Genomic DNA, 19720 nt, shown 5'->3' on the forward strand with positions numbered 1-19720 from the left:
ATACATTGGTTGCGTCATCGGTTGGCCCGGTGCTTTCCGATCGCTTCCGGGGGAGTGTGGAACTCGACCGACCACTGATAGGCGACGCGTGCCTTTCGGTCGTTCCATTTGATGAGGTCCTCGGTCAGACCGGTCCAGGACGGTGGGGGCTGTTCGCAGGACCGGAGCCGGGTGACCGCGTGCTGGAGGTGACGCCAAGGGATCCGCCGGCTGGCGACGACACGGTTCAGAAGCCGCTGGGCGCCGGGGTTGTCCGGCCCGCGTCCGACCCCGTCCCCGATCCTGCGGGCCGCGGCGCCAAGGCTGCCATGGCCGTACAAGGGTGTGGAGCGCCCCTGGTGGTAGATCGCGAACAGGAACGCCACCCGCTCGAAAAGGTCGCGGTGATCGTCGCCCCCGTACCAGCCCGCGCGGATGTGCGCATTGGTAGGGAGCCTGGCCCGGCGGAGTTCGGCGAGAGTCCCGTACTCGCGGTTGTGGACGAGGGTGGTGAGCCAGGTGGTGAGTGCCTTGCTGTCGTGGGGAAACCGGGGCTGCTCCATGCCCGCAACGGTCGACGGACTCTGCTCAGTCAAGTGAGGTCTCCTCTCTCAGTTCGGCCGGGGCCCGCTTCCCGGACACTGCCTCTTCGAAGAGCTGTATTGCCCGGGCTCGCGCACGGTGGTTGCGATCGTTGGAGGGCAGGGTGTCGAGGAGTCGGAGCAACTGGGTGCGAGCCGTGGCCGTCAACTCCAGCGCATAAGCGACCAACGGCGCGGACACCGGGTCGTCGTCCTCGAATCCCCGGCCGACCACCTCGACCAGCAGTCTTTCGAAGGGGTCCTCAGCTGTGGGCCAGAAGGTATAGCGGGCATCGAGCCGCGACACCTGATTGCTCTCGTCCGCGACCCGCATGGCCGGGAAAGCAATCCCGGCGGCCACGGTTGCCGCGTTCTTCAGGACCTGCGCGAGGTATTCGGCGATGACCGAGCCCCGGCGGGACGCCCTGTAGAGATGTGCGGCCATCCCCGGGGCATAGGGGTAGGACCCTTGGGTCCAGGCGACCGGCAGTGTCTGGTTCGTCAGCAGACCCACGGCCCACAGATGGTAGGGGGTGCCCGGAATCGTTCGCGCGAGAGGGAGGATGGATCGCAGTCGTGCGTACATCCCGGTGGCGTCGTCCATGACAGCGCTGTAGAGAGCATGGGCCTGCTGCCAGAGGGCCCTGCTCGGGGAGGGCCAAAGTGGCTTGCGCATGCCGTTCGTCGTCCTGCTGTAGACGGCGTCCTGAAGGTGACGGGCCGGGTCGAGCTCCAGTTCCTCGCCGGCCCCGATCAGGACCCGGTCGACCATGGCCTCTCCGCGTGGTCCGTGCGCCGGACGCAACAGCACAGAACGGCCCAGGGAGCTGTGCAGGTCCGCGGAGCTGCGCGGCACTCGGGACGCCTTTTCCCTGAACGTGTGCCGCTCGAAGCCGGGGGTGGTCCAGGAGGTGTTGAGCGGCTCTCCTGGCCCATCGGGCGGGTAGAGATTCAGGCGTAGGGTCTCGGCCAGTGTCGCCCCCAGGGCGATGACCCGGATGCGTCCCGTCAGCCGGCCTGCCGTGAGGTTGGTGACCCTTGGCCCGAGGCGTTTTCCGGACATACGGGCCCGCCCGTAAGGGCTGTAGACGTGCTGCGTGAGAGTGGCGCGGAATGCGTCCGCCGCTGGGAGCGGGTTGTCGCGTTCGAGGTGATGCTGGTCGAAGTGCTGGTTGTAGTCGCCGGCATGTTCGATGATCAGCTGGGCTGTTCCGGTGCCGCTCTCACGAAGATCCGCTGCCAGCTGAGAGTTCTGGGCCAGGGGTTCTGTGGGGTGGAACAGGTCCCAGGAGTCCGCTGACTGCTTCGCCAGCCATGCGGCGGCCGATGCGAGGCTCCGCCGGTCGAGGACCCAGGTGAGCCATTCCGCGTCGGACGACGGGAAGGTGCCGGACGCGAAGCAGATGGCCAGGAGGTACTCGATGACGGCGACGACCTCGCCCGGCGAGGCGCAGTCGAGGGCGACTAGGTCGTCGGCCTGGTCGAAGATCTCGCACAGGGAGTTGCGGGCGGTCCCGCCTCTGATACTGACCGTAGGGATGCATGGCTCGAAGCGAGGATCCCAACGGGGTCGCTGCCCGGCAGGTTCCAGCGGTCGGGTCTCGTGCAATCTGCTTCACCACCTTCGGAGCTGACGGCCCGGAATTCCACGGGCGTTGGTAGCGGTGCGGAAGCTCTCCGGTTCCCTGCCGCACTTCGGACGCTCCACCGAATCTGGAGCGCTGGGTGTCCCTGCATGTGCAGGGAGAAGACCAACCAGGGCCCTGCAGGCTCCCGACGGGTTACCCCCGCAGTCGGCGGGGAGGTGTGCTCTTTGGTCTCGACGTTCCCCGCTCCCCGTTCGTCCGGCAGCGGGACCGGCCGACCGGACGGCGTCGGCCGGGGATCTAGACTGAGGGATTGCCGATATCTCGGCACCCCAGGTAGTACACCGCCGGCACGTCGGCGAGGTGTGACTGGGGCCCGCCCCGCGCAGACGGGACGGGACCCACTCACTGCTGGGGCAGGCCGTTCTCGACGCGCTGTTCGCGTCGAGAACGGCCGTCTACCAGAGGTAGTCGACCACCTTGGTCACCACTGCGGCGACCACGATGAGGATCAGATCCCCTCCGTGGTGCCCCAGCCACTCACGTGCCGTTCTGCCCATGGAACTCCTTCCGTGTCGAGACCTCCGGCGCCGCAGTTGCGGAATCGGAGACGGCGACACGGCTTGGGTGATCGGTGGCGAGCGGGAACCTTTCTACACCACTCTCCGTGCTCGATGGGTCACTTCAGGCCATTCTGCGTCAGCCGAAGGGCGATTAATCCAGAAGTGCCCTGCGGGCACCCGAGTTCCGACAGAGGATGGTGCGGGCGATCCCGCCGGTGAGGATGCCTGGGGAGGGAGGATGCGGTCGTCTCAGCGCGACCGCCGACGCACGAGGATGCCCAGCGTCGTCCGCGCGTCCTTGCGGCGTTCCGCTGTGGGGGCGAGGACGGAGACGAGGGCCACGACGAACAGGACGCCCGTGTAGAGAAGGCCGGCCGACCCGCTCAGGGCGGCGGCGCAGGCGAACAGTTGGGGAAGGTCGAGCATGAGCCATCCTCGTATCGGGAGCCGGATCCGACTGATTCGGTGATGTCTTCAGACTCGCGTGCGCCAGTGAGAGCGGGAAGTTGCACTGACGGCACCACTGCGGTTTCCGCAGGTGGGACCTGGTGAATTCGTACGGCGCCGGTCGAGTTCTCGGGCAGCGGGCCAGAACAGGAGTGGGCAGTGGCGGCTTCGCCGAGACGCGCGCGTGACGAGTTGCGCGACATGCTGAGGGAGGTGTGGGGAGCCGCTGGCCGGCCGCTTCCCGAAGAAGTGGTCGAGGGGCTGGGGATCGCCCCCTCGACCTGGCGGAACTGGTTCGAGGGAAGATCGGTCCCCTCACCGGGGCGCACGGACGACTTCCGGGCCGCGGTAGGGATGCTGCGAGACGCTTCCGGCTCGGAGTCACCCTCGGACGCGGAGTGGGAAGCCGCCATCCGCGCGGCCGGGGAGGAATCAAGAGGCTTGAGAGACGGCCAAATCCTTGCGAACCGGAGGCGGGTGAACCCCGGTCTCCGCTTCGTCCGGGTGCACAGGCCGGCCCTTGAGGCATCCGAGGTCGAGGTCCGAGGCCGGACGGACGAGCGAACGGAAATGAACGCGTTCGTCCGGGCGTCCCGCGTCGACGCGCCGTCGTACCTGTGTTGGCACGGCGATGCTCCCGTCGGCAAGACTGTGCTGCTCGCCGACTACGTCAGCCGACGGCCCCCGGTGGAAGCCGACATCCTGACCTTCTTCGTCTCCGCGGCGCACGGTACGAACACCCGCGCCGAGTTCGAGAAGGAAATCGTCGATCAGATCGACGACCTCCTCGGCAGGGACGGGAGCCCCGTCCCGGGCAACGCCCGGGAGTGGCTCGCGCTCTTCGCCGAAGCGGCCGCGAAGAGCACAACCCACGGACGGAAGCTCCTGCTCGTGGTCGACGGACTTGATGACGACCTGGCCTGGTCGGGCCTCGCTGCCGAGAGCGGGACGCCGGAGTCCGGGACCGAGGCAGACCTCGGGTCCGGGGCCGGACGGAGGCCCGTGCGCGGAAGCATCGCCGCACTCCTGCCCGCCCGTCCGCCATCCGGCATGCGCATCATCGTCTCCCTTCGGCGCTGGGTGCGCTTTCCCGACGACCTGCCCCCGCGGAGGCACCCGCTACGCCAGTTCCGACATCTTCGGAGTCTCCTGCCCGTCGCAGGGGTGGCGCTGATCCGGCAGCCGCCGCCTGACGCCGCCGCGCTCGGCGAACCGGTCGCGGGGCTGCTGGCCGTGGCGCGCGGCGGTCTGCGGACGACGGACCTGGCGGAGTTGACCGGGTTCCCCGCAGAGCGCGTCGAGCGCTTGTTGCAAGGACCGGCGGGGCGTGCCCTCATGACCGACGACCCGGTGTTCGGGACGTATGCCCTGGCCGGCCTCAGCCTCGCTCAGGTGGTTCGCGAGGAGCTGGGAGAGGCGGGGGTTCTGCGGCACACCCGCGCATTGCTGGCCTGGTCGCGGAGATGGCGGACGGACGGCTGGCCGGACGGTACGCCCCCGTACCTCTTGGCGCATCAGCTCCGCCTGCTGACCGACTCCGCCGAGCGGGCCGCGTACGTTCTGGACCTGCCCCGGTTGCGCCGACTCGCCCGCACGGCCGGCCCGCACACCGCACTCGCCCAACTGGACGCCTTCGAGGGGGAGATCGGCGAGGCATCGGACGATGACGGACTGGCGATGCTCGTACCGCTCTGCGCCGCGCGGTCCCTGCTGCTGCGGGAGACGCACGAAGTGCCTGACGGGGCCGCCTCCCTCTTCGTCAGGCTTGGTGACGCGGAGCGGGCCTGCGTCCTGGCCCGCTCCGCGCCTACGCCGGTCACCAGGGCCGTGCACCTGGCCGACGTGGCGGTGGAACTGGCGTACGCGCAGCAGTCCCACAAGGGACATATGTACGAGGGGCGGGCTGAACCGGATGTCGCCGCCGTTGTCCGGGAGGCAGTCGAGTGGTTGGTCCACGACTGCGCCCGCCGGACGTCTCCCGGAGCCGTTCCAGACCCCGGGACGCACGTACGGCTTCTCGCCGCCGCCCGCACGCTCGCGGGGCTGACCGGCCAGGCCGCCGCCCGGCCCTTGGTCCGAGCAGTGCTCCAGGATCCGGCAGTCGGGACGGATGCCCTTGCCAAGGCGGCGGGGATGCTGGATCCGGAGCGAGATGCGGATGTAGTAGCGGTTCTGCGGGGCCGGGCGGAGACACTCGGCTCGGGTGGCATGCGTGCCCAGGCGGCGGCCGTGGATCTGTGGGGTGCGTTGGCGCGGGCTGTCCCGTCCCTCAGCCCGTACGCCGGCAGTTGTATCGAGGCCGTCTGCGAGGGGCTCGGCGACGTGGACGGGCTGGCAGCGGTAGACGTTCTGGCCTCGGCGGCTTCGGCGCTCATCGCCCTGCCCGCCAAGCGACCTCGCGCGGCCCTCGAACTGACGCGGAGGGCCGTGGCCCTGGTACACAAGGTCATCGAGGCGTCGAAGGATCCTGCTTCGTCGTCCGAAGAGGACCAGGCCCATCTCGGCCACGAACTGGCCGGGACGCTGGCGCGCCTTGCCCAAGCAGCGGCCGACACGGGTGCGACGAGGGCGGACATTGACGATATCGGGCGCCTGCTGGAGACCCTGCCGGAAGAACTGCGCGTCGGGGTGCTCGGGGATCCCCAACTGGAACGGGCGCAGTGGGTCGTCGAGGTGGCCAGGAACGAGAAGGCATGGCAGGACCGTGTGGTGGCGGCTGCCGCAGAGGAGAAGAGGAGGGCGGAGCGCAGGAGGAAGGACGCCGGGCGCGAGAGCAGGACGGAGGAGTCCGAGGGCGCACGGATGCCGTCTGCGACCAGGCGCGGAGCCACGTCCAGGCGCCTGGAAACGCACCGGAGGTCGGCCGGCCTGCCTTCCGCGGGCGACGACCCGCACCCCGATCACCCCTCCGTCCTTCTCCTGCTGGAGGCAGAGGATCAGTTGGGAACGGGCAATCTCCTACGCAGCCGGGAACTGCTGGAGACGGCCCTGCGCAACCGTTCCACCGCACGGCCGTCGACACCCGCGAACAGCCCGCACCTCACGGACGGCTGGACGGTGGACCTCTGCCAGGCCATGGGCGCGCTGGGCAGGGCCGACGAGGCCGAAGCGCTCGCGCGGAGTCGGCCCGGCCCCCATGAGCGCGCGAGACACCTGGCAGCCCTCTCGCTGGGGTGCTCTCTCGCCGGCCACGACAGCTCGGGCACCCGCCATGCCCGAGAGGCGGCACGCCTGATGCCCGACGGCGCCACTCCTGAGCTGGCGAACGCCGTAGCCCAGGCGCTCGCCCACACCGGGGACGAGCCCGCGGCTTTGGCAATGGTGCAGGGGCGCACCATTGGTCAGCAGGGGCAGGCGCTGACGGCCGTCGCCGTCGGGCTCGTACGGCACTGCCCCGAAGGAGCGGCACGTGTCACCAGGCCCTTGATCGAGAACCTGGTGCGGCGGATGGATGCCGTGGGGCTCGGCAGCCCTCCCAGCCTGCTCCCCGAACTGGCGGCTCTGCATCTCGCCTTTCCCGACGTAAGGCGTCCTGACCCTATGCTGAGCGACGCACTCCACCGAGCCGTGCTGCACCTGACAGGTCCCTCCTTGTCGTGGTCGACACGGCCGATGGCCGTTCCTGGCTTGCTGGCCCGGCTCGGCTGCCTTCCCGAAGCAGCCGTGGACATCGTCGAAAGCTCGACCGCCAGATGGCGGCGCTCGTTCCGGCCGGGCCAGGACTCCTCCGCAGAACTGGCGCTGCTGGCCGCGGTGGACGGTGATACCTCCGCCGTATGGCGTTACGCCGACGCGGCGAGGACCCCGGAGGACCGATCGACGACGCTCCGCACCGCCGCCTTGTACCTGGCGGGTGGTCAGGTGGCGCTGACCACGGACAGCCGTGCCGAGGATCGGACGATCCGGACCTGCCTGGCACTCGCCCGGGTCCATGGAGGTGGCAGCCCCACCGGAGGGGAGACGGCCCGGCACATCGTGCTGAGGATGCTGAAGTCCGATGCGTGGACCCACACGATCCCTCTGCTGCCGGCACTTGCTCCTGGGGCGCTGGGCCACCTGGGCGCAATCGCGGGGGCGCGAGCCGGCATACAGAAGGAGCCGACGGCAGAGGCACCTCGGGCACCTCGCCACGGGGGTGAGGCCCTCACGATCGGTTAGGTGCCAGGTGGGAACACGGGCAACCTGGCTTACTGACTCTGGGCCTGATGCTGCTTGATCCCGCTGGATGTAGCGAGAACGCGAGCGCGTGGCGGACGGCTCGGGAGCGGAACTGGGTGGGCGCGGACACGGAGATGGTCTCGGTGGTTCCGGTTCGGGCAGGCCGTCGTTTCGGTGGTCACCCCGTTGCCCGGCATGAGTAGGGTGCTGCTGTGAATCGTCTCGCCGGTGCGACATCGCCCTATCTTCAGCAGCACGCCGACAATCCCGTCGACTGGTGGGAGTGGTCGCCCGAGGCGTTCGCGGAGGCGGAGCGGCGCGGGGTCCCGGTGTTGCTCAGCGTCGGGTATGCGGCGTGCCACTGGTGTCACGTGATGGCTCACGAGAGCTTCGAAGACGCCGGGGTCGCCGGCTACCTGAACGAGCGGTTCGTCGCCGTCAAGGTGGACCGGGAGGAGCGGCCCGACGTCGATGCCGTCTACATGGAGGCCGTGCAGGCCGCCACCGGGCAGGGCGGCTGGCCGATGACGGTGTTCCTCACGCCCGACAAGGAGCCGTTCTACTTCGGCACCTACTTCCCGCCGGAGCCCCGGCACGGCATGCCGTCCTTCCGGCAGGTGCTGGAAGGCGTCGACGCCGCCTGGCGGGGGCGGCGGCAGGAGGTCGCGGAGGTCGCCGGGCGGATCCGGGCCGACCTCGCCGAGCGCGCCGCCGTCTACTCGGCCGGCGCCCACCACCCGCCCGCCGGTGCCGATCTGCACCAGGCGCTGGTCGCCCTCAGCCGGGAGTTCGACGACCGGCATGGCGGCTTCGGGGGCGCGCCCAAGTTCCCACCGGCCATGGTCGTCGAGTTCCTGCTGCGCCACCACGCCCGCACCGGATCCGAGGCGGCCCTGGAGATGGCCGTCCGCACCGGCGAGGCGATGGCCCGTGGCGGCATCCACGACCAGCTCGGCGGCGGCTTCGCCCGGTACGCGGTCGACGCCGGCTGGGTCGTGCCGCACTTCGAGAAGATGCTGTACGACAACGCCCTGCTGCTGCGTGCCTACGTGCACCTGTGGCGGGCCACCGGCTCCCCGCTGGCGCGCCGGACCGCGCTGACCACCGCAGACTTCCTGCTGCGCGAACTGCGCACCCCCGAAGGCGCGTTCGCGTCCGCGCTGGACGCCGACAGCCTCGACGAGGAGACCGGGCAGTCCACCGAAGGCGCCTACTACGTGTGGGAACCCGGCCAGTTGGTCGACCTGCTCGGCCCCGCCGACGCGGCCACCGCCGCCCGGCTGTTCACCGTCACCGCCGGCGGCACCTTCGAACACGGCACCTCCGTCCTCCAACTCCTCGCCAATCCCGAGGACTTCGCCGAGTACGAGACCATCCGTGCCCGGCTGTTCGAAGCCCGCACCCGGCGGCCCGCCCCCGCCCGCGACGACAAGGTCGTCGCCGCCTGGAACGGCCTCGCCATCGCCGCCCTCGCCGAGACCGGCGCCCTCCTGGAACGCCCTGACCTCGTCGAGGCCGCCGAACGCGCCGCCGACCTGCTGCTCGCCGTCCACCTCACCCCCGACGGCCGGCTGCTGCGCACCTCCCGCGACGGCCGGGCCGGCACCAATGCGGGCGTCCTGGAGGACTACGCCGACACCGCCGAGGGCTTCCTGTCCCTGTACGCCGTCACCGGCGACGCCGCCTGGCTGCAACTGGCCGGCGGACTCCTCGACACCGTGCTCAAGCACTTCACCGACGAGGCCTCCGGCGCGCTCTACGACACCGCCGACGACGCTGAGGAACTCATCCGGCGCCCCCAGGACCCCACCGACAACGCCACCCCGTCCGGCTGGACCGCCGCCGCCGGCGCCCTGCTCACCTACGCCGCCTACACCGGATCCGACCGGCACCGGACGGCCGCCGAACGGGCCCTCGGCATCGTCGGCGCGCTCGCGTCCCGCGCCCCCCGGTTCATCGGCTGGGGCCTCGCCGTCGCCGAGGCGCTGCTCGATGGGCCGCGCGAAGTCGCTGTCGTCGGCCCGGCCGACGACCCGGCCACCGCCGCACTGCGCCGGGCCGCACTGCTCGGGACCGCGCCCGGGGCGGTCGTCGCGGTGGGCGCGCCGGCGGGCCCGGCGGATGGGTCGGTGGCGAGCCCGGCGGATGGGTCGGCGGACGGTTCGGTGGAGGGTTCGGCGGAGGACGGCGGCGCGGAGGTGCCGCTGCTGGCGGGCCGGCCGCTGGTCGGCGGAGCGCCCGCCGCCTACGTCTGCCGGCACTTCGCCTGCGAAGCACCGACCACCGACCCGGCGGTCCTCGGCGAGCGGCTGGGCGTCGCCGTCGAATAAAACGCTGGTGGGAGGGGGTGCGGCCGGGCCAGAATGGGCCATGACCTGGACCTTGAGCAGCTCGTTCGACGACTTCCGGCGCCACGCGGAAGAGTTCCTCGCCGCCCGCCCGGCCGAGAGCACCGTCCTGCTCACGGTCGTACACCGGCTGGCCGAACGCGGCCTGGACGTGTTCGGCCAGCGGCCACCGGTCTTCGGCTGGTGGCGCCCGTTGGCCGGCGGCCCGGTCGAAGGAGCCTTCCTCCAGACGCCGCCGTTCGGCCCCCGGCTCTCCTGCACACCGGCGGCGGCAGCCGAGCTGGCGGTCGAACTGGCCGCCGCCGGGAGCGAGTTCACCGAGGTGTCCGGCGTCGGCGGAGGTGCGGACGCGGTCCGGGCCTTCGCCGCGGCCTGGACCGCCGCCACCGGTGCCGGCCAGTCCGTCCGCTTCAACGAACGGCTCTACCGGCTCGGCGAGTTGACCGACCCGCCCCGCCCGCCCGCCGGCCACCACCGACCCGCCGCCCCGGCCGACCGCGAACTGGCGATCCGCTGGTACGAGGAGTTCCTCGTCGAAGCCGGGGTCGACCTGCCCAACGTCCCCCAGGCCGTCGACGACCGGATCGCCACCGGCGGCCTCCACCTGTGGGAGGACGGCGGCCGCCCCGTCGCCCTGGCCGGCAGTAGCCCGGTGATCGCCGGCATGTCCCGCATCGGCCCCGTCTACACCCCGACCGACCAGCGCGGACGCGGCTACGCCAGCGCCGTCACCGCCGCCGCCTCCGCCCACGCCCTCGCCCAGGGGGCGGCCGAGGTCCTGCTCTACACCGACCTCGCCAACCCGACCAGCAACTCCATCTACCAGCAGATCGGCTACCGGCCGGTCGAGGACTGCCTGACGCTGGACTTCACGACGCAGGGCGGAACCTACGCGTAGTCGACCGGGCGGCCGCCGACCACCTTCGTGTTGAAGGGGTCGACGGCCGCAGTCGCGGCGGGTGCCGGCAGGTGGTCCGCGTTCACGTACGTCTGCGCGCAGGTCAGCAGATTGCCGCCGGCCGACTTCATGTCACCGGCCAGGCCGTCCAACAGCGCCTTCCAGGCCGCCCCGCACCCCTGCAACGCCGCCCCGCTCTGCCAACCCGCCAGCCCCCCGGCCGCCTTGGCGCTCGGCTCGGCCAACTTCGCGGTCTCGTCGGGCACTTTCCCGGCGACGGTCAGCGCGTTGTTCCCGGCCACGGTCAACTCGCTCGGTTTGACGGTGAATCCTGGGTCGCTCGGCACGATGTCCCCCCGATCTCCGTATCGATAGCGGGAGTTATGGTATCCCTGAGTGCTCCGGGGGCACCTATGGGTAACGGGGGGACTGGGGGATGGACCTCGCAAGCCTGAAGAACGCCAAGCCTGCGGACTTGTACGCGGTGGCGGATGCCTACGACGCATTGTGCAAGGCGTGCGGCCAGCACGCCGCCGACTGGAAGAGCGGCACCGCGGACCGGGTCCACGGGTCCGGGTGGAGCGGACCGGCGGCCGCCGCCGCGATTCCGGTCCTGGACGGCATCACCGACAAGCTGCGTGCGGCGGCGACCGAACTGCACTGCATCGGCGCCGAGGTGCGGGACTGCGCCGACTCCCTCACGCTCGCCCAGGGCAAGCTCCGAAAGGCGCTCGTCGACGCCCAGGCCAAAGGCATGTCGGTCGACGACAGCGGGTCGGTGAGCTGGCCCCCGGCGAGCAGTCCCTTCCAGAGCACGGACTGGGAGGCCAAGCAGAAAGCGGCCGCCGAGGAGATCTCCAAGCGGATCGGCGCGGCGCTGTCGGAGGCCACCCGGGTCGACCAGGGGCTGGCCGAAGAACTCAAGAAGTACACGGGCCGCGCCACCGACAAGAGCGGCCTGGACGCCAGGACCGCGAGCGCGGACGTCTACCTGCTGCAGTTCGGCGAGGCGGCCAATCCGCTCTGGAAGCTGAACATGCCGGGCAAGGAGGCCACCCCGACGGACGTCAACGCCTGGTGGAAGGGTCTCGGAGCGGACGGGCAGCAGTGGTTCCTCAGCCACCATCCGGAATCGCTGGGCAACCTCGACGGGGTGCCGGCAGAGGTGCGGGACCAGGTGAACCGGGCGCACCTAGGAGCCCTCATGAAATCCGCCAGCGACAAGGCGGAGGCGGGCCTGCCGCTGGACTCCAGTGAGAAGGCTGTTCTCGCCCGCTACGGACCCGTCGCCGCCCGTCTCGCGGAGAGCAAGGGAGATCCGCCGATCTATCTGCTCGGCCTCGGCGACGAGGGAAAGGGCCGTGTGGTCCTCTCGTACGGGAACCCGGACACCGCCACCGACATCTCCGCCTACGTGCCGGGGATCACCACCGACACCGGCAGCCTGGGGGTGGCAGGGAACGTCCACGACGGCACCAACGAGGCGGAGAACGCGCTGAGCCTCTATCGCAGCGCGAGCAGGAAGGCTCCGGCAGGCCATTCGGTCGCCTCGATCGTCTGGCTCGGGTACGACCCGCCGGGCGCCGACCTGGGGGCCGCCTCGACCAAGGCGGGCAAGGACGGAGCTCCGGCGTACGCGAAGTTCCTGAGCGGAGTGCGGGCGAACCACGAGGGCGCCCAGCCGCCGCACATCACCGCGGTCGGACACAGTTACGGCTCGTACCTGGTGGGCCAGGCCACCAAGCTCGCCACCCAGCCCGGGTCGCACTACGCACCCCCGGACGACGTGGTCTTCCTCGGCAGCCCGGGCGTAGGAGTGGACAAGGCCGCCGACCTCAAGCTGCCGCCCGGCCACGTCTGGGTCGGCGCGGCCGACAACGACGTCGTGACGCACGTTCCGTCCAAGTTCAGCATCGACCCGGACGAACGCTGGTACGGGCGGGACCCGGCGAGCAAGCACTTCGGCGCGAACCGCTTCGCCGTCGACGACTGGAGCAGGGGCAACCCCGTCGACGCGCACACCAAGTACCTGACGGGCCGCGGTGGGCCCTCGCTGGACAACGTCGCGGCCATCGTCATCGGCAGCGGGGACGTCAAACGGACGGGCGGGCGATGAAGCGGCCGCGCCGGGCACTGGGGTGTTCAGCTGCGGTAGTAGCCGTGCTGGCCGCCGGGGTTGGGCTGTTCTACAACGGCTACGGGCCGATGGCTCTGAAGGATCGGGGAGCCCCCCAGCTGAGCCCGCATGAGGCGAAGGGACAACTCGACGACACCCTTCGGGCGGCCACCGGTGCGATCTCCCCACCAGTGGCCTACTTCGGCGGTGTCTACGTCGTGGACCGCCTGCCGGAGCACGCGGACGGCGAACCGAGTCTGCTGTCCGGTGTCATGGCCTCGGTCTCCCTCCGGACGAAGGTCGGCCCGGCGAGGATCCCGGTATTGCTGAACCAGATGAAGCAGCTCTGGGGTGATCGGTGCCGGCAGGACGACACCACCGTCGGCTACGCGGCGACGCACTACACAGATCTGTCGTGCCCCGGGCGCGGCGAGTCGTACTTCAAGCTGTCAGTGGTCAGTTCGGCGGATGGATCGACCCTTGGGGTGCACCTGAGCGGTCGGGTGGACACGGTCCGCTACCAGCCCGAGAAGGACTACGGCGCCAGCCCCGTCGGCCCCCGCCTGACCGGCCACGAGGGTGCACCCGACGTCGACGACCCGTACTGGTCGCACTGACGCTGACGCCGCGCCCGTCACTCCCAGTCCCACCGGATCCCCAGCAGGCACGGCCGCAGCGCCGTCGCGACCAGGTGGACGCAGTGGTGGCCGTCCAGGGTCAGTTCCTCCGTCTCGTAGGGGGCTTCGCCCGGGGAGCGGAGGGCGAAGCGGTGGCAGCGGACGGGGAGGGCGGCGGGGTGGAAGGTGATCTGGAGGACGTACTGGCCGGCGCCGGAGTTGAAGCCGCGGACGTATTCGCAGCTGGGGTCGGGGGAGGGGGCGTCGTCGAAGCCGTAGCCGAGGAGGTGGGTGTCGCCGGCGCGTAGGCGGCGGTCGAGGAGGAGTTCGGCGACGAGCAGGTGGTGGGTCTGGTCGCGGCGGATGCGGCCGGGGCGGCAGTTCTCTTCGGCGCGGACGCCGACGCGGGTGATGTCGCTGCCGGGGTCGCCCTGGTAGAGGGCGAGGTAGCGGTCGATGCCGTCGCGGTGGGCGCGGAGGGCGTGTTGGGAGTCGCGGCGGGCGAGTTGGCGGTCGGGGCCGAGGCGGATGCGTTCGATGTGGGTGATGGTGTGCAGGCCGGTGTCGCGGGGGCCGGCGATGGTGGCGAGCAGGTCGTCGACGGCGGTGGCGGGGGAGATGAGGTCGCGGTAGGGGCGTACGGGTGGGCCGGCGGGGGTGGTGTCGGCGGCGCGGCGGGGGCCGAGCAGGCGGGTGAGGGAGTGTTCGGGGAGGTCGAGGACGTCTTCGAGGGCGGCGACGGCACGGAGGGATTCGGGGCGTTCGGGGCGGCGGCGGCCTTGTTGCCAGTAGCTGAGGCTGGTGAGGCCGACGTGGACGCCGCGCAGGGCGAGGTGGCGTCGGATGCGGTGGAGGGCGAGGCCGCGGGTGGCGATGGCGGTGCGCAGGGCGAGGTGGAAGGGGCCGGTGCGGAGGGCGGCGGTGAGGTCGGCCTGGTCGGTGCGGTGGATGACGGCCTCCTGGGGGACGGGCGCGGGCAGACCGTGTTTGACCGTGAATATTCACATCAGGGCGGCGGTTTGTCACCGGTCCTGGCGTGCCACGCGGGGGTTTTCGGGGTGGCGTTCACACCCGTGACCAGTCGTTCACACCTGAACTGTGATGGTTCTGGGGGCCGTTGACCGGCCTCCGGGGGCGGCGGGATGCTCATGGCGCGATCCGGACCGCGCCCCCACACAGCACCTCGCTCCGCTTGTGCAAGGAGGCATTTCCCCCATGCCAGTTCCACGGATACGGCTGCGCCGCGCGGTCTCGCTGCTCGCCCTCGGCGTGCTGGGCCCGGCGCTGACCGCGGTGGCGGCCACTCCGGCGCTCGCCGCCCCCGCCCAGGATCTCGCTCCCGTCCAGGACCGCGCCCCGGCGCAGGTCCGCCAGGCCGCCGCGCCCGGCAGCACGGCCGATCTGGCCGGCACGTTCAAGAAGCTCAACATCACCATGCAGCAGCAACAGCAGACCAACTGGTGCTGGGCGGCGAGCGGGAACACCATCGCCACCTGGTTCGGCTACAACTACAGCCAGAACCAGTTCTGCAACGCCGCGTTCGGCCGTTCGGTCAACTCCAGCTGCCCCAACAGCCAGGCCTCGCTGGCCGATGTGCAGAACGGGCTGGACTGGGTCGGCATCAACCCGGGTTCGTACGTCACCGGCTACCTGCGCTACAACACCGTGCAGACCGAGGTGGACGCGAACCGGCCGATCGAGACCCGGATCCAGTGGAGTTCCGGCGGCGGCCACATGCACGTCGTCTACGGCTACGACACCAGCAGCAACTGGGTGTACTGGGGCGACCCGTGGCCGTCCAACTACCGCTACAACTGGGCGGACTACAACTACTACGTGAACAACAACACGTTCTCGTGGACCCACTCCCTGTACCGGATCGGCGCGTGAGGGCGACCATGACTGACCTCGGAAAGGCCCGTCGGGCCGCCGTCACCGCCCTGCTCGCCGCCGGCCTCGGGCTGGCGCTGGCCCCGGCCGCGCACGCGGACGGGCCGGCCGGCGCCCCGGTGCCGGTGCCCGCCGCGGATCTGGCGAAGGCCCGTGGCGTGGTCCAGGACCGGGCCGTCCTCGACAAGGTGGGTCACTTCTTCGCCCGCAAGGGCGTCCCGCCGACCCAGCAGCTGACCATCGGTGCGGCGCAGGAGGCGCAGGCGGCGAGCGCGGCCGCGCCGCGGCTGGCCGGCGACACCGTGCCGGTGTACACCCTGGACGCGGGTTTCGTGGCCGGCGCCCCGGGTGCGCCGGTGGCGAAGGCCGAGTTCACCGCGAGCAAGGTGGTCGCGGCGGACGGGCAGACGGCCTCGGTGTGGACGATCCGGCAGGGCGACTCCTGGCAGGTGGTCAACATCGCCTCCGGTGGTGACGAGAGCGACTACGCGGCGAAGGCGGCCGGCGGCGGTGGCGGTACGGCGTTCCGCGAGCCGCAGGTGAACGCCTGGTACGTGCTGCGCGACGGCCGGGTGCTGCCGCTGGACGACGAGGCCCGGCGCTCGGTGGGCGCGGGCGGGGTGTCGCTGGCCGCGTACCAGAAGCTGGTGCACCAACGGTACGGGGACAAGCTGCCCGGCTCGGCGTACGACCGGGAGGGCAAGGGCGGCGGCTACCAGCTGGCGGCCGACCGGGAACGGGCGGCGGGCGGCGGTTCGGCGCTGCCGGCCGTGACGGCGCTCGCGGCCCTGGGCGTGACCGCGCTCGTGGGCGCGGGTGCGGCCGTGCGGCGCAGGGCGGGTGTCCGACGGGGGTAGGGCCTCTCGGGCGCGACATGCGCGCCACACGTGGGATGCGGCGGGGTCCGGCTGACACAGCCGGGCCCCGCCGTGCCGTGTGCGGCCCCGGCGCGTCGACCTGTAGCCGAGCGGGCGCGCTGCGTGATGTGTCCTGGAAGTAATGCTTCCGCACAAGGAATTGACGCAACGTTGATCTGTCGTTCGCCGCCCGGGGGCAGCTCCGGGTGACGGACGGTAGATACCATGTGGCAATCGGTCAGTGCTGACTGACGCGTGCCGAGAGCGGAGAAGGGGTGGGGCGGCCGGAGCCGACCACGAGCCCGGCGCCGGGAAAGGGGAGTCGAATGGCCGGCAGGGAGTCGAGCGCCCAGGTGTGGGGTGCGGCGGTGGTGGTGGCGTCCGCGCTCGCCGTGGTCGCGGCCTACCTGATCAACGGGGCGATGCTGGTGCTGGTCGTCGCCGGGGTCGAGGTGCTGCTGCTCATGGTCTACGTGGGCCGCCGCTGGCGGGCGCTCCACCGGCCGGCCGCCCCGCGGGGGCATCGGCCGTCGGCCGTCACCCCGGACGCCGCGCACTGCGAGCGCTGCCGCCGGGCCCGCGAGGCGCTGGACGCCCGGCAGGCGCGCGGGCGCACCGCCGGGCCGGTGGTGGAGCCGTGGCCGGAGGCCGGCGCGGCGGACCACCCGCCGTATCCGCGCCGCCCGCAGGGCCGGGCGCCGTACGAGCGTCCTTGGACGGCGGAGCGGGCGGTCGCCCGGTCCGTGGACCGCGCGGCCGCCCGCCGTGGCGCGCCGGGTTCAGCCGGCCGCGCTGTACGCCACCAGTGAGACCCCGACGTACTGCACGATGAACGCGCCCAGGGTGAAGGCGTGGAACACCTCGTGGAAGCCGAACCAGCGCGGTGACGGATTGGGCCGCTTGAGCCCGTACACCACGCCGCCGATGCTGTAGAGCACGCCGCCGACGATCATCAGCACCAGGACGGCGACGCCGCCGGCGTGCAGGAAGTCCGGCAGGAAGAAGGCGGCGGCCCAGCCGAGCGCGATGTACACCGGTGTGTACAGCCAGCGCGGCGCGCCGACCCAGAACACCCGGAACGCTATTCCGGCCAGCGCGCCGCCCCAGGCCACCCAGAGCAGCACCTGCTGGTCGGCGCCCTTGAGCAGCAGGATCGTGAACGGCGTGTAGGTGCCCGCGATGATCAGGAAGATGTTCGCGTGGTCCAGCCGCCGCAGCACGGCGTCCCCGCGCGGGCCCCAGTCGAAGCGGTGGTAGACCGCGCTGACCCCGAACAGCAGCCAGGCGCTGATCGAGTAGATCGCGCAGGCGATCTTGGCGGGGGTGGAGTCGGCCAGGCAGATCAGCACGATCCCGGCGGCGACGGTGGCGGGGAACATCCCGGCGTGCAGCCAGCCGCGCCACTTCGGCTTGCGTCCCGAGGCCTCGTTCTCCGCGCCCTCGTTCTCCGTGCTCTCGACGAGCTCAGCAGTCATGCGCAGCATGCTACCCGCTACCTACGGGGCCGTAGGTTACTGACGCGTAGGAAAGTGGCGATCATCACTCTTGGACGTTTTGGAGTGTTCGGGGCGTCCGCGGAGGCGTCCGGGCCGGGATGTGGACGACCTATTACTGGCCGGTAATCGTACTTACTGTAGTAAAAGATGAGTCAATTTCGCCGCTGTGCCGCAGTTTGGCGTTGAGGCCGGAGCTACGCTGCAAGCACCCTCAGACCCCCGCTACGCCACCTCCTCGCCGAGATGGTGTGAAACGGAGCGATCGTGTCGTACGAGATCTCTGCTCTCAGCGCCTTCGCGCCCACCCGCCACCAGCGCCTGCTCGCGTGGGTGAACGAGATCGCCGAGCTCACCCAGCCGGACCGCGTCGAGTGGTGCGACGGCTCCGACGAGGAGTACCAGCGCCTCGCGGACCTGCTGGTGGCTCAGGGCACCTTCAAGAAGCTCAACGAGGAAAAGCGCCCCAACTCCTACTACGCCGCCTCGGACCCGACGGACGTGGCGCGTGTGGAGGACCGCACCTACATCTGCTCCGAGCAGGAGAAGGACGCCGGTCCGACCAACAACTGGAAGGCCCCGGCCGAGATGCGGGAGGTCTTCCAGGGCGAGAAGGGACTGTTCCGCGGCGCGATGAAGGGCCGCACGATGTACGTCGTGCCCTTCTCGATGGGCCCGGTCGGTTCCCCGCTGGCCGCGTACGGCGTCGAGATCACCGACTCCGCCTACGTCGCCGTGTCGATGCGCGTGATGACCCGCATGGGCAAGGCGGTGCTGGACCAGCTCGGCGAGGACGGCGACTTCGTCAAGGCCGTGCACACCGTCGGCGCCCCGCTGGCCGAGGGCCAGGCGGACGTGCCGTGGCCGTGCAACAGCACCAAGTACATCTCGCACTTCCCGGAGACCCGGGAGATCTGGTCCTTCGGCTCCGGCTACGGCGGCAACGCCCTGCTCGGCAAGAAGTGCTACGCGCTGCGCATCGCCTCGACCATGGCCCGTGACGAGGGCTGGCTGGCCGAGCACATGCTGATCCTGAAGCTCACCCCGCCGTCCGGCGAGGTCAAGTACGTCGCCGCCGCCTTCCCGTCGGCCTGCGGCAAGACCAACCTGGCCATGCTCCAGCCGACCGTCCCGGGCTGGAAGGTCGAGACGATCGGCGACGACATCGCCTGGATGCGCTTCGGCGCCGACGGCCAGCTTTACGCGATCAACCCCGAGGCCGGTTTCTTCGGCGTCGCCCCCGGCACCGGCGTGGACACCAACGCCAACGCCATCGACACCCTGTGGGGCAACACGGTCTTCACCAACGTCGCGCTGACCGACGACGGCGACGTGTGGTGGGAGGGCCTGACCGAGGAGCCCCCGGCGCACCTCACCGACTGGCGCGGCAACGACTGGACCCCCGAGTCCGGCACCCCGGCCGCCCACCCGAACGCCCGCTTCGCCGTCCCGGCCGCGCAGTGCCCGACCATCGCCCCCGAGTGGGAGGACCAGTCGGGCGTGCCGATCTCGGCGATCCTGTTCGGCGGCCGCCGCGCCACCGCCGTCCCGCTGGTGACCGAGTCGTTCACCTGGCAGCACGGCGTCTTCCTCGGCGCCAACATCGCGTCCGAGAAGACCGCCGCCGCCGAGGGCACCGTCGGCGAGCTGCGCCGCGACCCGTTCGCGATGCTGCCGTTCTGCGGCTACAACATGGGCGACTACTTCGCCCACTGGCTGAAGGTCGGCGCCCAGGCGGACGCCGCGAAGCTGCCGAAGATCTACTACGTCAACTGGTTCCGCAAGAACGCCGAGGGCGCGTTCGTCTGGCCGGGCTACGGCGAGAACAGCCGCGTCCTCAAGTGGATCGTCGAGCGCCTGGAGGGCACCGGCGAGGGCGTCGAGACCCCGATCGGCGTGCTGCCGACGGTCGACGGCTTCGACCTCGGCGACCTGAAGCTGTCCAAGGAGGACCTCGACCTGCTCTTCACCGTGGACGCCGACATCTGGCGCCAGGAGGCCGCGCTGGTGCCGGCCCACCTGGAGCTGTTCGGCGACCACACCCCGAAGGAGCTGTGGGACGAGTACCGGAGCCTCGTCGCGCGTCTCGGCTGAGCCTGAGCCTCGGCAGAGCGAGAGGCGGCCGCGCGGCACGAACCGCGCGCCCGCCGAGTGACAGGACGGCCGGAGTTCCCCCGGGCGGTCTTT

At 71.0% G+C, this 19720-nt stretch carries 15 protein-coding genes; 9 read left to right on the forward strand and 6 right to left on the reverse strand.

Going from position 1 to position 19720, the window contains the following annotated elements:
• Positions 1–14: 14 nt before the first annotated feature.
• The 3 genes from casB to ACIQVZ_RS31440 form a co-directional block, all read right to left on the reverse strand.
• Positions 15–542, reverse strand: coding sequence for a type I-E CRISPR-associated protein Cse2/CasB (gene casB, locus ACIQVZ_RS31430; protein ID WP_402454605.1), 528 nt, complete (start codon positions 540–542; stop codon positions 15–17).
• A 25-nt stretch (positions 543–567) separates the two neighbouring features.
• Positions 568–2169: a type I-E CRISPR-associated protein Cse1/CasA gene (locus tag ACIQVZ_RS31435; RefSeq protein ID WP_402454608.1), complete on the reverse strand. Its 1602-nt coding sequence runs from the start codon at positions 2167–2169 to the stop codon at positions 568–570.
• A gap of 789 nt (positions 2170–2958) precedes the next feature.
• Positions 2959–3135 carry a hypothetical protein gene (locus ACIQVZ_RS31440; protein WP_402454611.1) on the reverse strand — a complete coding sequence of 59 codons (177 nt, stop codon included), beginning with the start codon at positions 3133–3135 and terminating at the stop codon, positions 2959–2961.
• A 591-nt stretch (positions 3136–3726) separates the two neighbouring features.
• Between ACIQVZ_RS31440 and ACIQVZ_RS31445 the strand changes: the two genes are divergently transcribed.
• The 3 genes from ACIQVZ_RS31445 (at position 3727) to ACIQVZ_RS31455 (ending at position 10560) form a co-directional block, all read left to right on the forward strand.
• A complete protein-coding gene (locus ACIQVZ_RS31445; protein WP_402454614.1) occupies positions 3727–7314 on the forward strand; it encodes a hypothetical protein in 3588 nt (1195 codons plus the stop codon).
• Between the two features lie 212 nt (positions 7315–7526).
• Entirely contained in the window at positions 7527–9644 is a 2118-nt protein-coding gene (locus tag ACIQVZ_RS31450) for a thioredoxin domain-containing protein (protein ID WP_402454616.1), read from the forward strand.
• 40 nt (positions 9645–9684) lie between these two features.
• Positions 9685–10560, forward strand: a complete 876-nt coding sequence (locus ACIQVZ_RS31455) for a GNAT family N-acetyltransferase (RefSeq protein ID WP_402454618.1) — start codon at positions 9685–9687, stop codon at positions 10558–10560.
• On the opposite strand, the gene ACIQVZ_RS31460 is transcribed toward ACIQVZ_RS31455, so the two are convergent.
• On the reverse strand, positions 10551–10907 hold the full coding sequence (locus ACIQVZ_RS31460) for a hypothetical protein (RefSeq protein ID WP_402454621.1): 357 nt from the start codon (positions 10905–10907) through the stop codon (positions 10551–10553). The two genes, ACIQVZ_RS31455 and ACIQVZ_RS31460, sit on opposite strands and share 10 nt — an antisense overlap.
• 89 nt (positions 10908–10996) lie before the next feature.
• Here ACIQVZ_RS31460 and ACIQVZ_RS31465 point away from each other — a divergent pair, with 89 nt between their 5' ends.
• The gene (locus tag ACIQVZ_RS31465; RefSeq protein ID WP_402454623.1) at positions 10997–12676 is read left to right on the forward strand and encodes an alpha/beta hydrolase; all 1680 of its coding nucleotides are present in this window, start codon (positions 10997–10999) and stop codon (positions 12674–12676) included.
• Between the two features lie 44 nt (positions 12677–12720).
• Entirely contained in the window at positions 12721–13293 is a 573-nt protein-coding gene (locus ACIQVZ_RS31470; protein WP_402454625.1) for a hypothetical protein, read from the forward strand.
• A 17-nt stretch (positions 13294–13310) separates the two neighbouring features.
• On the opposite strand, the gene ACIQVZ_RS31475 is transcribed toward ACIQVZ_RS31470, so the two are convergent.
• Positions 13311–14243, reverse strand: coding sequence for a hypothetical protein (locus ACIQVZ_RS31475; RefSeq protein WP_350880042.1), 933 nt, complete (start codon positions 14241–14243; stop codon positions 13311–13313).
• Between the two features lie 265 nt (positions 14244–14508).
• On the opposite strand from ACIQVZ_RS31475, the gene ACIQVZ_RS31480 reads away from it, so the two are divergent.
• From ACIQVZ_RS31480 to ACIQVZ_RS31490, 3 genes are all read left to right on the forward strand, one after another.
• Complete coding sequence (locus ACIQVZ_RS31480; protein WP_350879985.1) at positions 14509–15183, forward strand: papain-like cysteine protease family protein; 675 nt, start codon at positions 14509–14511, stop codon at positions 15181–15183.
• An 8-nt stretch (positions 15184–15191) separates the two neighbouring features.
• Positions 15192–16040, forward strand: a complete 849-nt coding sequence (locus ACIQVZ_RS31485; protein WP_402454628.1) for a hypothetical protein — start codon at positions 15192–15194, stop codon at positions 16038–16040.
• Positions 16041–16366: 326 nt separating this feature from the next.
• Complete coding sequence (locus ACIQVZ_RS31490) at positions 16367–16849, forward strand: hypothetical protein (protein ID WP_402454630.1); 483 nt, start codon at positions 16367–16369, stop codon at positions 16847–16849.
• On the opposite strand, the gene ACIQVZ_RS31495 is transcribed toward ACIQVZ_RS31490, so the two are convergent.
• Positions 16820–17524: a hemolysin III family protein gene (locus tag ACIQVZ_RS31495; protein WP_380345602.1), complete on the reverse strand. Its 705-nt coding sequence runs from the start codon at positions 17522–17524 to the stop codon at positions 16820–16822. The two genes, ACIQVZ_RS31490 and ACIQVZ_RS31495, sit on opposite strands and share 30 nt — an antisense overlap.
• Before the next feature lie 276 nt (positions 17525–17800).
• Between ACIQVZ_RS31495 and ACIQVZ_RS31500 the strand changes: the two genes are divergently transcribed.
• Positions 17801–19627: a phosphoenolpyruvate carboxykinase (GTP) gene (locus tag ACIQVZ_RS31500; protein WP_402454633.1), complete on the forward strand. Its 1827-nt coding sequence runs from the start codon at positions 17801–17803 to the stop codon at positions 19625–19627.
• The last annotated feature ends 93 nt before the right edge of the window (positions 19628–19720 follow it).

The organism is Kitasatospora sp. NPDC098663 (assembly GCF_044760075.1).
Taxonomy (GTDB): Bacteria; Actinomycetota; Actinomycetes; order Streptomycetales; family Streptomycetaceae; genus Kitasatospora.

Excerpts from the sequence above, each read along its gene's own strand:
- casB (WP_402454605.1), bottom strand. The coding sequence starts at position 542 with ATGGAGCAGCCCCGGTTTCCCCACGACAGCAAGGCACTCACCACCTGG.
- ACIQVZ_RS31440 (WP_402454611.1), bottom strand. The coding sequence starts at position 3,135 with ATGCTCGACCTTCCCCAACTGTTCGCCTGCGCCGCCGCCCTGAGCGGG.
- ACIQVZ_RS31445 (WP_402454614.1), top strand. The coding sequence starts at position 3,727 with ATGAACGCGTTCGTCCGGGCGTCCCGCGTCGACGCGCCGTCGTACCTG.
- ACIQVZ_RS31455 (WP_402454618.1), top strand. The coding sequence starts at position 9,685 with ATGACCTGGACCTTGAGCAGCTCGTTCGACGACTTCCGGCGCCACGCG.
- ACIQVZ_RS31465 (WP_402454623.1), top strand. The coding sequence starts at position 10,997 with ATGGACCTCGCAAGCCTGAAGAACGCCAAGCCTGCGGACTTGTACGCG.
- ACIQVZ_RS31480 (WP_350879985.1), top strand. The coding sequence starts at position 14,509 with ATGCCAGTTCCACGGATACGGCTGCGCCGCGCGGTCTCGCTGCTCGCC.
- ACIQVZ_RS31485 (WP_402454628.1), top strand. The coding sequence starts at position 15,192 with ATGACTGACCTCGGAAAGGCCCGTCGGGCCGCCGTCACCGCCCTGCTC.
- ACIQVZ_RS31490 (WP_402454630.1), top strand. The coding sequence starts at position 16,367 with ATGGCCGGCAGGGAGTCGAGCGCCCAGGTGTGGGGTGCGGCGGTGGTG.
- ACIQVZ_RS31495 (WP_380345602.1), bottom strand. The coding sequence starts at position 17,524 with ATGCTGCGCATGACTGCTGAGCTCGTCGAGAGCACGGAGAACGAGGGC.